This window comes from Kitasatospora sp. NPDC088861 (assembly GCF_044750105.1).
Classification (GTDB): domain Bacteria; phylum Actinomycetota; class Actinomycetes; order Streptomycetales; family Streptomycetaceae; genus Kitasatospora.
Map to the genome: position 1 here is coordinate 1 of NZ_JBIVJF010000026.1, position 11,276 is coordinate 11,276.

Sequence of the window (11,276 nt, forward strand, 5' to 3'; positions counted from 1 at the left end):
AAACTCACCCCCCCCCCCCCCCGCCGTCCGCCCCTGCTTGTGTGACGCCCGGGGGGGGCGGCCCCCGGGGGCCCGGGGGGGCGCGCGCCCCCCCCCCCCCCCCCCCCCCCCCCCCGCGACTCGCGGGACCGGAGCGCCGCCTCCCCAGCGGCCCTGCGAAGCCGGGGGCCGTCGGGGGCGGTCAGCCGGCGACGGCTCGCCAGGCGGGGCCGTCCCCGTCGAGGTGGACCCGGCCGAACACCACGTCCGCGAAATGGACGCCGAAGCCGATCGTGCCCGGTCGGGCCAACTCGGCGACCAGGCGCCGGCGTTCCCGCGCGGCCCGGTCGGGGTCGAGGTCGGCGGCGGCCGACCAGTCGGGGTGGTCCACCTGGACCGGCGAGTGCATGGCGTCGCCGAAGGCGATCAGCCGCTCGCCGCCCCCGGTGATGACGTAGGACGCGTGCCCGGCGGTGTGACCGGGGGTGAGCAGCACGTGCACGCCGGGGAAGATCTCGTCGCCGTCGAGGACGGTGCGCACCTGTGGTGCCATGGCCTGGAGGATCTCGTCGGTGATGCCGCGCGCCGCCAGGAGGTGGCGGTGTGCCCATTCGGGTGCGGCGACCAGGAGGTCGCGGCCGGCGAACGCGGGCAGGTCGCGGTCCGGGGCGGGGTGCCAGGCCCAGCCGATGTGGTCGAGGTGCAGGTGGGTGATGGCGACGGCCTCGATCGTGGCCGGCGGACGGCCCAGTGCGGCCAGGTTGTCGAGCAGCGCACCGCCGTGGATGGCCCCGCGCGGATTGCCCGGCTGCGCCGGAATCGACTGCGGGCCGAAGCCCGTGTCGATCAGCAGCGCACGGTCGCCGTGCTCCACCAGCAGCGCGCCGATGCCCGCCGCCAGGTTGCCGGAGTCGTCGAGGTACTCGGGGTGGGCGGCCCAGTCCTCGTCCGTGCTGCGGGGGAACCAGCCGCGCGCGCTGAGTTCCACCGCCCCGTCCGGCACGTAGGTCACTTTCGTGTCGCCGAGTCGCAGTGATCGTGTCAGCGCCGGTCGCCGCAGTCGCTCGGCCAACGGCGTCCGGTCCGTGCCCTGTTCCGTCGTGGTGTCCGTCATGGTCGCTCCTTAAGAACGGTTGGCGGTCCGGGAGGACCGGGTGCGGCGCCGGCCCGGTGGCGGGTGTGCCGGGCAGGGCACGGCCCGCGGATCGAGTGGGCAACCGTGGTCGGCGGTACCGGCCGCGTCGGCGGCGGTGACCCGCGGGTGTCCAGTTCACTCCGGTTGGAGCTCGCGATCCAGCAGCACTTCGAGTTCGCGGCGATCACGAATCGCGATCGTCGCGCGCCGCCTCCCGACAGGCCTCCAGCAGGAAGCGCACGCGCTCGGGGGCGGCGGCTCGGTGCACCGCCAACACGGTGGGCAGGGAGAGCGCCGCCTCTGCGCTCCGCGCCCCGGCCGGGGAGCGCACCGGCAGGAAGGCCACCTGGCCGGCGCGCAGCTGGTGGGCGTGCGCCGCGTACACCACCGTCCAGCCGGCAACACCCGCGCCCAGCGCCGCAAGGGTGTCCTGGAGCGAGCTGTGCGGTGGTCCGGGCGCGGGCTCGAACCCGGCGTCCCGGCAGGCAGCCGTGACCAGATCGACCAGCGGCGGGTTGCTCCGGCGTTCCGTCAGGTGAAGCGGTAGCTCCGAGAGCCGGGCGAGGTCGACCGCGTCCGCCCCGGCCAGCGGGTGGCGGGCCGGCAGGGCGACCACGAGTTCCTCCCGCCACACCGGGATCAGCCGCACGCCCTGCGGCGCCGCCACCTCCCCGCGTACGAAGGCCGCGTCCCACTCCCGGTCGGCGACCCGCCGCAGGCGTTCCTCCGGCGCCGCCGAGGCCAACTCCACCCGGGTGCCGGGCGCGATTCGCTCCAGCGCCTCCAGCACCCGTTCCAACCGCACGCCCATTCCCCGGCTCGTCCCGACGCGCAGCACGCTCTCCCGCTCGGCGACGAAGCCGCCGACCAGGTCCAGGGCCCGCTGTCCGGCCGCCAACACCTCACGGGCGCCGGGCAGGAACGCCGCCCCCGCGGCACTCAGCCGCACGCGGCGCCCCGAGCGGTCGAACAACTCGACGCCCAGCTCGCGCTCCAGCCGGCCGATCTGCTGGCTGACGGCCGACTGCACGATCATCAACCGCTCGGCTGCGCGACCGAAGTGCAACTCCTCCGCCACCGCCACGAAGTACCGCAACTGACGAAATTCCATGACCTCGACCGAACCGGGAGCAGGGCACCGCCAGGCTACGGCAAGCACCAGCGCCCCGGTCCGACCGCTCACCCCACCCGGTCCCGGGGGGCCTATCCCTGGGCGGTGGGGCGAACGACGATGTCGCCGACGTCGACACCGTCCGGCTGCTCGATGGCGAAGGCGATGGCGCGGGCCACTGCGGCCGGCGGGAGGGCGATCTCCATCAGCTTGTCGATCTGGGCCTTCGCAGCCGGGTCCATGTGCTCCGCGAAGTCGGTGCGGACAGCGCCGGGTGAGACGACGGTCACGCGCAGGTTGGCGCCCGCCTCCTGGCGCAGGCCCTCGGAGACGGTGCGCACGGCGTTCTTGGTGGCGGCGTACACCGACTGGAGCGGGACGATGCGCAGTCCGGCGGTGGACACGGTGTTGACGAAGTGCCCGAATCCCTGCTCCCGGAAGAGGGGAAGGGCCGCGGCGATTCCGTACAGGACCCCTTTGAGGTTGACGTCGATCATCTGCTCCCAGTCCTCGACGCGCAGGTCGTCGAGGGGGGAGATCAGGCCGATCCCGGCGTTGCTGACGAGGACGTCGAGCTTGCCGTAGCGCTCGCATGCCAGCTTGACGAGGCCGGGGAGGTCCTCGCGCCGCGTCACGTCCGTGCGGATCCAGGCAGCCTCGCCACCGGCCTGTTCGATGCGGGCGGCCAGGGCCGCGAGACGCTCCGGACGGCGTGCCCCGAGGACGACCTTCGCGCCTCGCTCGGCCAGCAGAAGCGCGGTCGCCTCGCCGATGCCGCTGCTGGCGCCCGTGATCGCCACGACCTTGCCTTCGATTCCCGGCATGCTCGCCTGTCCTTCCAGAGTGCGGATTGCGGATTGCGGTGTGTGGAGTGTGGAGTGCGGAGCAGAGGGGGCGTCCGGGCAGGTCGGACCATGCCCTAGAGTGAAAGTGGAGGCTCCGCCACTTCGCCCAGGTTAAGTGGCGGAGCCTCCACTTAGCAACGGAGAAGGGAACGAGCCGCCGATGACCCGAGAGGCAGGGCGCCCGCTGAGGGCCGACGCGCAGCGCAACCGGGACAAGATCCTGGCCGCCGCGGTGCGCGTGTTCAGCGAGGAGGGGCTCGACGCCCACTTCGAGCGCATCGCCAGGGAAGCGGGCGTGGGAACGGGCACGCTCTACCGCAACTTCCCGACCCGAGAGGCGCTGATCGAGGCGGCGTACCGCAACGAAGTGGCCCGGCTGTGCGAGGCCGCCGCCGGCCTCCTGGCGACGATGCCGCCCGCCGAGGCCCTGCGGGTGTGGACTCGCCGCTTCATCGACTACGCCACCGCCAAATACGGCATGGCCGACGCCCTGCGAGCCGTCGTCGCCTCGGGCAGCAACCCCTACGCCGACAGTCACGAGATGATTCAGGGCGCCCTCAACTCCCTGATGGAGGCCGGTGCCGCCGCCGGAACGATCCGCTCCGACATCCGTCCGACCGACATGTTCGCCGCCCTCGCCGGAATCGCCCTCACCTCGGCCAAACCCGAGCAGCGCGAGCAGGCCGAACGCCTCCTCGACCTCACCCTGGACGGGCTGAAATCCGCGCCGCCCCAGCTGCCCGGACACTGACGACAGAACCCGGACGTCACCTCGGCCGGTGCCCGGGTGTGGTGGCGGAACGGGACCGCCCGGTCGCCGGCTCGGGTGAGGCGGCGACCGGGCGGTCGGGGTGTGTCGGGGTGGGTCGGGGCGGGCGGTGGGCCGTGCCTCGGGGTCAGGCAGCGGCTCGTTCGGGCTGCTCCGCCTGGCGGTCGGCGGGCTGTCCGGTGGTGGCGGGGGTGTTCTCCCGGGGGGCGGGGAGTGCGGCCATGATCGCGGCGGAGATCACGATGGTCGCTGCCCAGGCGAGCCCGTACCTGCCGACCGGGGTGTCGGAGAGCGGGCCGGCGAACCAGTCGCACTTGGTGAAGGCGAGCCCCAGCAGCAGGGCGAGCACCCAGGACACCATGGCCTGCCAGCAGAAGCCGCCCGTGTACCAGTAGCGGCTGTTCCTGCTGGTGTCCATGAGCCCGGCGGCGTCGTAGCGCACCGCGCGTGAGCGGCGCCGGAACATGTCCACCGCGTAGACGCCGATCCAGGCCGAGAAGGAGACGGCGAGCAGGATGAGGAAGGTGATGAAGGAGCCCAGGAAGCTCTTGGCGACCAGCATCAGCAGCAGGCCGCCGACCAGTGAGATCACGGCGTTGATGCTGACGGCCGTGGCGCGCGGCAGCTTGACGCCCATGGTCTGTGCGGTGAAGCCGGCCGAGTACATGGAGAGGCTGTTGATCAGCAGCATGCCCACGATCGCGGTCAGCAGGTAGGGCACGGCCAGCCAGGTCGGCAGCAGGTCGCCGAGGAAGGAGACCGGGTCGGCGGCCTGGGCCAGGCCGGGCGAGGCCACCGCCATCACGGCGCCCATGAGCACCATGGGCACCATCACCAGGCCGGCGCCGGAGACCGTCACGCCGACGATCTTCCTGCCGGAGGCGGCGTGCGGGAGGTAGCGGGCGAAGTCCGGGCCGGTGGGGACCCAGCTGATGCCGCCGGCGGCGATGGTCCCGATGCCGGCGATCATCATCGCGGTGGTGCCCGCGGGCTTGGCGAAGACCTCGCTCCAGTGCATGGTGGCGACCAGGTAGCCCAGTACCAGCACGCTGAAGACACCGAAGAGGTACGTCGACCAGGTGTTGCAGACGTTCAGCGCCTTACGTCCCATGCCGGAGACCAGGAAGGTGCAGGCGACGAAGGCGAAGAGCGTGATGACGATCAGCGCGGTGTTGGTCTTGACGCCGAAGAGCAGGTCGAGGACGGTCAGTACGGCGTAGGCGCCGGTGACGGCGTTGATCGTCTCCCAGCCGAACCGGGCGATCCAGAGCACGGCGCCGGGGAAGAGGTTGCCGCGCACCCCGAAGGTGGCCCGCGAGAGGGTCGCGCCCGGCGCCCCGCCCCACTTGCCGGAGACCGACAGCACGCCGACCAGGCCGAACGAGATGAGCGCGGCGCTCGCCGCGACGATCAGGACCTGCCAGAAGTTCAACTGGTTGAACACCACCAGGGCGGCGCCCATGGTGAGCAGCAGAACGCTGATGTTCGCGGCGACCCAGGTCGGGAAGAGCTCGCGGACTCTGCCCCCGCGCTCGTGGTCGGGGACGGGTTCGATGCCGCGGGTTTCTATCGCGCCGCCGGTCTCGGCGTTCGACGGGTTGTCCATGAGGGTGGCTCCGTGCGTGTGAAGCGGAGATAAATCGAACAAATGGGGCATTTATGGAACTCTTCGCGCGTAGCGCGGGAGTTGAGCCATCCTACTTTGTCCGCTTCGGTTCCAGGTCGGCCCGGTATCGGAGGGGAGGGCGCCACCCCCGCCCGCGCCCCCTCCGCAGACGCCGCAGACGCCGCAGACGCCGCAGACGCCGCAGACGCCGTGAACGCCTTGACCGCCTTGAACACCGGAAATGCCGCGAACGCCTCGAACGCCGCGAACGGCGGGCCCGGCCCACGGCCAGGCCCGACGCGCTCGCGGCGCCGCCGAGGAGGAGATCGCGACCGGGATGCGCCGCCGGCCCGGGAGCGCGCAGGCCCGACCAGGCGCCGCCTGATCCAGGCGCTCAGCGCGCACCCGGGGGGTCTCACCTGGCGAACAGCGAACTGCCGCTGACGACGCGGGTGGTGCCGTCGGCGAGGGTGACGGTGACCGTGTCGGGGACGGCGCGGTGTGACATGGTCCCGGGCCACCAGGCGGTCCAGCGGCCGTCCGCCACGGTGACCTGGAAGGTGCGTCCGGCGACCTGCATGGTGATCGCCTTCACACCGGCCCCCGCGGAGCCCTGCGCGTAGTTGAACATGGCGTCCCCGTCACCGTGGGAGCCGCCCGTGTCGTACGTGACCGCATCGGCCGCCACGTTCTTCACCGGGTCGATCGCCTCCCACAGGCCGCTGGTCTCCGAGGCGACGTAGCAGAGCATGGTCTTGCCGCCGCGGTTGACGACCATGGAGGCGACCTTGCCCCGCAGGTCCGCGTTGGTGATCTTGACGGGTGCCCCGGCGCCCGGGCCGCCGGCCATCCGGTCCAGGCACCACTTCTCGGCGGTGGCGCCCGGGCCGGTCGAAGCGGCCAGCGGTGTCGGGACGCCGGTCCAGCTGGCCAGTTCCGCAGAGCTCAGCGGCCCGCTGACGCCGCCCCGCGAGGACTGCGCCACGGCCACGGCCACGGCCGTACCCACGACGAGCGCACCGGCGAGGGTGACGGCCAGCCGCCGCCGAAAGCGCGGCCTGGCGGGGGCCGGGGCCGGGGTGGGGGCCGTGGTGGGGGTGGAGGTGTCGAGGTCGATCTGGCGCATCAGGCGCTCCCGGTGTAGGGCGTGGCGTCCTGCGGGGAGGTCGCGCTCGGCCGGCACGGGCACCTGCCCGAGCAGTTCCGCGCGCTCGACCGGCTCCGGCCGCTGTCCGGCGTTCACTGGTGTACCTCCTTCGGGGACGGGGCCGCACTCGCGGACCCACCCTGGATCTGGTTCCGGCCACGGCCGGGTTCCACTTTTTTCCGCTGCGCCCGGCGCTGGGCCGTCTCTGCGAGACGGTGCAGCCGGGTCCGGGCCCGGGACAGGCGTGAGCGTACGGTGCCCACCGGTACGCCCAGGGCCTCGGCGGCCTCCTGGTAGTCCAGGCCCGCCCACACGCACAGGGCCAGCACCTCGCGGTCCGGGCGGCGCAACCGCGCCAGCGACTGCTGCAGGGCCGCGATCCGCGCCGCGTCGTCGATCCGCCCGGCCACCTCCTGCGCGAAGTCGGGAACGTCCTCGCGGGCCGGCGGGAGCTGCGCCAGTACCTGCCAGTGCCGCCGGGCGGCCCGGCGCTGGTTGCTGACCAGCTTCGTGGCGATGCCCAGCAGCCAGGGCCGCAGCGACCCGCCCTCCGCCTCGACCCGGTCGTGCCGGCGCCAGGCCTCCAGGAACGTCAACGACATCACGTCCTCCGCCGTCGACCAGTCCCCGGTGAGCCGGAACACGTGGTTGTACACCGCGCGCGCATACGTGTCGAAGAGCTGCCCGAACGCGTCCCGGTCACCGGCCCGCACCCTCGCGCGCACTTCTCGATCTGAAGAGTCCACGCCCCCTATCTGGTGCCCCGCCCGCCCGGGTTCCTATGACCTGCGTCACGGCTCCGAGCTCGCACAGCTACGGCGAAGTGACAAGTAGCCCAGAGTGGCTATCGCAACTCTCTGCAATCGCCTTTCGGGGCCAATAGCGTGACGTAGAGGTGTCATACCGTCGGTAGCGCAACGGCTTCACGTCACGCTGCGAGCCTCGCCCGGCGAGCGGCGCGCAGACGGTACGCCCGGGACCGGCACCGCCCCGAGCAGAACCGCATGTCAATCCGATAGGTCGCCCCGGCGAAGGTGATCACCCCGTGCGCCGGGCAGGTCAGCAGCCGGATCATGCGCCTGTGTCCGCGATGCTCGGCCTCGGCAAGCATCTTCCCGAGCGTCCGGATCCGATCCGCAGCATTGTGAGCATCGGTTCGAGCGAGGCGGCCTGGTGGAGAAGGGGTCCCGGTGGGAACGGAAAGTCCGGGTTGCTGTCAGAACTTTTGACGCCCGGCGCTTCGGTCCTGGCCGGGGCCTCCGACTGTGTCTGATCATCGAATACCGGATGCGGAGAGTAGTTGCGTGAGTACGCTTGGTCCATGCTTACCGATCTGATCGAAGACCGCAGTGACGACTCCTACGTCCTCGAAATCCAGGACATCACCCTGACGCCCTCCTCTCCCGAACCGGGGAAGGAACTGCGGTGGGAGATGGCCGGCCGACTCAAGGAGCAGGTCGATCTGACCCAGGTGCAGTGCCAGGTCCAGGTGAAGCTGGGACTCGTGACGCTGCTGCGGAAAACGGCCACGCTGCCCGAGGTGCTGAAGATGCTGGGGGCGGAGTTGGAGGGGGCCACCCGGCCGCCCGCCGGGAAGTGGAAGCAGACCTGGACCTTCACGCTTCCCCGGGAGATCCCGATGGGGGACGTCCGGATCTACCTCCAGTCGTACACCGGGGGCGGGGAGGAGAAGGACTTCATGGACCTCAACCTGCGCATCGACTTCCGCCGCCGGTAGCCCGTACGCCCGCCGAACCGGTCCCGAACACCGCCCGCCACACGCCCCGTGTGGCGGGCGGCCACGCGCCAAGGTCGCACCGCCGCCAGCACCGCAGCTCGTCTTCGGACCGGTCGGCCGACCCGTCGTCGTGCTCCTGGTCGCGCTCGTCGGTCCAGGTGCCGAACGGGCCGGGCTCGCCGTGGGCCTCGGCGCCGAGCAGCGGCGCGCCGCCCTTGAGCCGGTGCTCGTCGGTGCTCGCCGGGGATCACCGGGTGCTCGCTTCGAGCTGGGCAGGGATGCCGGTGCGGCCGGCGCGCAGTTCGCGCAGGTCGAGGATGTGGTTGTAGAGGGTGCCGGGGCTGACGCCGAGCATCTTGGCGATCGAGGTGATGGAGTGCTCGAGGTGGGGCAGCAGGTCCCGGGCCACCTTCAGGACCAGGGCGACGGCGTGGGCGGGCAGCGAGACGAGCGTGCTGCTGTAGTACGGGGCGGTGGTGTCGGTGGTGCTCCGTTCGGTCACGGGTGTCCTCCCGGGGGTGGGCGGGTGAGCGCGAGGTCGCCGACCTGCCCGCCCCGCCGTGTCCCCCGGGTTACAGGAGCCGGAGGTGGTCCAGGGCGAGGTAGGCCGCGGCGGTGTCGGTCATCTCGCCCGTGCGGAGCACGCGGGTGCGGAACTGGGCCAAGGCGAGGGTGGCGACGTCGATGAACTCGGTGCGTTCTGGGGTCGGTTCGGCGACCTTGGTGCAGCCGGTGGCGACGAAGACGAAGCGGCGGGTGTCGGAGTAGGCGTCGTGCCAGTACGGCCCGACCACCTGGACCTCGCCCTGGTAGCCGGTCTCCTCCAGCAGTTCCCGGGCGACGGCGTCGGCCGCTTGCTCCCCGGGTTCGATGAAGCCGCCGGGCAGTTCGAACAGCACGCGGCCGGGGCCGGGCCGGTACTGGCGGGCGAGGATGACGCGCTGGTCGGGGGTGAGGGCGAGCACCGCGCCGGCCGGGCGCTCGCTCTTGAGGTAGAACTCCTCTTTCCTGCCGTCGGGCAGTTCGAAGTCGACACGGTCGACGGATCGGCCGAACTTGCTGAAGACGGTGGTGCGTTCGATCTCGCGCCACGACGCGGTGGTGATGTCGGTCGTCATGGCCAGGACTGTACGACTCTGGCCGGGTGCGGGTTGCCCTTTCCGCCTCCGGTTCCTGACGGCGGGTGGGGCATGTCCAGGAGACCACCGGATCGAGTGACAGTGCGAGGGCATTTCAGTGGGCAGTCCATGGCTTGGCCGATACGCTGAATCGTCTCCCTGAACCGAGAGTTGGGGGTGGAGCGTCATGGTGAACGCGCTGTTCAGGCGCGCGCGGCTCTCCCGGAATCTGACACAGCGCCAGGTCGCCGAGCGGGTGCGAGGGCTGGTCGAAGAGGCGACCGAGCGGGAATCGTCGTTTGACGCCGGCTACGTCTCGCGCATAGAACGTGGCCTCATCACCTGGCCGCACGAGCACTACCGGCAAGCCCTCTGCCTGGTCCTGGGAGCGGGGACAGCGGCCGAGCTGGGCCTGGGTCGCCAAGCAAGTCCACCACCACGATCACCACGATGAGGTGAGTTCCTCGAACCGCCGAGACGTTCTCGCGGTCGCACTGGCCGCCATGCTGCCACCCGCCCGGCCACTCTCCCGCCTGCGCAGGGGCGATGTCACCGCGATCACCGAGCGCACCAGCGTGCTGGAGCACTGGGACCGGACAGCAGGCGGCCGGGCGGTGCGCGACTTCGCACTGCGCGAGCTGCACGCCGCCTCCGCCCTCACCGACATGCGCCACGCCGTACGGTGACCGCCCCAGGAGCCCGGCAACCGGTTCCGCACCAGTAAGACGCGGCCGGGGTGGGCGCCCCCTCTACCCCGGGACCGACGGTGTCCACCCTCCAGCCTGAGCTAACTGGAGGTCGCCTGGTGCCTTGCAGCACCGGGTCCTTCAGCCGCCGCTTTCCTGCCATCGCGCGACTTCAGCTTGACGGGGCATCATCAGGGGTTCACTTTCGTTCGCCCGTCCGGCCTTCCCCTCGCCTGTAGCGTCCCGATGGCCAGGGCACCCTTGAGCTTGAACGCTCCGCTTCACACCCCGCCGTTACCAGCGACGCATGGGAGCACGGGGACGGGCCTTGGACACTGGCCCGAAGTTCAGCCGATCGACACCTCCCTCACGTGGCCGGCCTTCCTTACATGGTGCGACCTCGTGTCGCACGCTACAGAGAGCTACTTGTCACTTCGCCGTAGCTGTGCGAGCGCAGGGCCGTCAGGGCGATCGTGGGAGCGATGCGAGGATGGCGTCGAGGCCGAACTCGAAGACGTCCCGCTGGGTGAAGGTCGGGAAGTCGACGGTGGTGGCGTGCATCGCCGGGTACACCTCGGCCGGGAGGCGGGCCCACTGTTGGCGGACCCGTTCCCAGTGCTGCGGGTCCTCGTCCCAGGCCCGGCGGACGGGGTAGAGCGTGGCGCAGCCGAGGACGAAGCGGATCAGCGTGGCCAGCAGGCCGATCGCCGTCCGGTGGTCGACCCGCAGTCGCTCCAGGCGGGCGTAGATCTGCTCGGACATGCGGGCCTCGATCTCGCCGACTCCGTCGGAGGGGGTGTTGATCTGCAGGAGGACAGGGTGCGTGATGAACAGTTCGAAGTAGGCGTGCATCACCTGCCGGAGCCATTCGACGTCGTCGAGGCCGGGGTCGGGCCACCGGAATCGGCTCAGCAGCTCCGCGGTGACGGCGAGGAGGATCGCGTCCTTGTCGCGGAAGTGCGTGTAGAGCGACATCGGGCGGACGCCCAGTTGGTCGGCGAGCCGACGGATGGTCACCGCGTCCAGTCCGTCGCGGTCGATCAGTTCGATCGCCGCGTGGACGATGGCCTCGGGGCTGAGGGTGCCGCGGGGTGCGCGAGCGGGCGTTGTCTTGCGCCTGGGCGATGGCATCGGGGTTCCTG

At 71.4% G+C, this 11,276-nt stretch carries 13 protein-coding genes; 4 read left to right on the top strand and 9 right to left on the bottom strand.

What is annotated here, in order from left to right:
* Positions 1-181 precede the first annotated feature (181 nt).
* From ACIP37_RS30360 to ACIP37_RS30370, 3 genes are all read right to left on the bottom strand, one after another.
* Positions 182-1,093 carry an MBL fold metallo-hydrolase gene (locus ACIP37_RS30360; RefSeq protein WP_363620711.1) on the bottom strand — a complete coding sequence of 304 codons (912 nt, stop codon included), beginning with the start codon at positions 1,091-1,093 and terminating at the stop codon, positions 182-184.
* A 205-nt stretch (positions 1,094-1,298) separates the two neighbouring features.
* Entirely contained in the window at positions 1,299-2,225 is a 927-nt protein-coding gene (locus ACIP37_RS30365; protein ID WP_363587900.1) for a LysR family transcriptional regulator, read from the bottom strand.
* Positions 2,226-2,317: 92 nt separating this feature from the next.
* Positions 2,318-3,049, bottom strand: a complete 732-nt coding sequence (locus tag ACIP37_RS30370; protein ID WP_363587902.1) for an SDR family oxidoreductase — start codon at positions 3,047-3,049, stop codon at positions 2,318-2,320.
* Between the two features lie 181 nt (positions 3,050-3,230).
* Here ACIP37_RS30370 and ACIP37_RS30375 point away from each other — a divergent pair, with 181 nt between their 5' ends.
* Positions 3,231-3,821: a helix-turn-helix domain-containing protein gene (locus ACIP37_RS30375; RefSeq protein WP_363587904.1), complete on the top strand. Its 591-nt coding sequence runs from the start codon at positions 3,231-3,233 to the stop codon at positions 3,819-3,821.
* Positions 3,822-3,966: 145 nt separating this feature from the next.
* Here ACIP37_RS30375 and ACIP37_RS30380 read toward each other — a convergent pair whose 3' ends face one another.
* The 3 genes from ACIP37_RS30380 to ACIP37_RS30390 all read right to left on the bottom strand — a co-directional run bounded on the left by ACIP37_RS30380 (position 3,967) and on the right by ACIP37_RS30390 (position 7,317).
* Positions 3,967-5,445: a purine-cytosine permease family protein gene (locus ACIP37_RS30380; RefSeq protein WP_400808595.1), complete on the bottom strand. Its 1,479-nt coding sequence runs from the start codon at positions 5,443-5,445 to the stop codon at positions 3,967-3,969.
* 415 nt (positions 5,446-5,860) lie between these two features.
* A complete protein-coding gene (locus ACIP37_RS30385) occupies positions 5,861-6,688 on the bottom strand; it encodes a hypothetical protein (RefSeq protein WP_400808598.1) in 828 nt (275 codons plus the stop codon).
* On the bottom strand, positions 6,685-7,317 hold the full coding sequence (locus ACIP37_RS30390; protein WP_363587910.1) for an RNA polymerase sigma factor: 633 nt from the start codon (positions 7,315-7,317) through the stop codon (positions 6,685-6,687). The genes ACIP37_RS30385 and ACIP37_RS30390 overlap by 4 nt, the downstream gene beginning before the upstream one ends.
* 596 nt (positions 7,318-7,913) lie before the next feature.
* Here ACIP37_RS30390 and ACIP37_RS30395 point away from each other — a divergent pair.
* A complete protein-coding gene (locus tag ACIP37_RS30395; RefSeq protein WP_363587912.1) occupies positions 7,914-8,330 on the top strand; it encodes an ML domain-containing protein in 417 nt (138 codons plus the stop codon).
* 247 nt (positions 8,331-8,577) lie between these two features.
* On the opposite strand, the gene ACIP37_RS30400 is transcribed toward ACIP37_RS30395, so the two are convergent.
* On the bottom strand, positions 8,578-8,832 hold the full coding sequence (locus ACIP37_RS30400) for a hypothetical protein (protein ID WP_400808602.1): 255 nt from the start codon (positions 8,830-8,832) through the stop codon (positions 8,578-8,580).
* A 70-nt stretch (positions 8,833-8,902) separates the two neighbouring features.
* On the bottom strand, positions 8,903-9,448 hold the full coding sequence (locus ACIP37_RS30405) for an NUDIX hydrolase (RefSeq protein ID WP_400808604.1): 546 nt from the start codon (positions 9,446-9,448) through the stop codon (positions 8,903-8,905).
* A 187-nt stretch (positions 9,449-9,635) separates the two neighbouring features.
* Between ACIP37_RS30405 and ACIP37_RS30410 the strand changes: the two genes are divergently transcribed.
* Both ACIP37_RS30410 and ACIP37_RS30415 read left to right on the top strand, forming a co-directional pair.
* Entirely contained in the window at positions 9,636-9,902 is a 267-nt protein-coding gene (locus tag ACIP37_RS30410; protein WP_400808607.1) for a helix-turn-helix domain-containing protein, read from the top strand.
* A gap of 1 nt (position 9,903) precedes the next feature.
* A complete protein-coding gene (locus ACIP37_RS30415; protein ID WP_400808610.1) occupies positions 9,904-10,134 on the top strand; it encodes a hypothetical protein in 231 nt (76 codons plus the stop codon).
* A 462-nt stretch (positions 10,135-10,596) separates the two neighbouring features.
* Here ACIP37_RS30415 and ACIP37_RS30420 read toward each other — a convergent pair whose 3' ends face one another.
* Positions 10,597-11,265 carry a TetR/AcrR family transcriptional regulator gene (locus ACIP37_RS30420; RefSeq protein WP_363587922.1) on the bottom strand — a complete coding sequence of 223 codons (669 nt, stop codon included), beginning with the start codon at positions 11,263-11,265 and terminating at the stop codon, positions 10,597-10,599.
* Positions 11,266-11,276 lie beyond the last annotated feature (11 nt).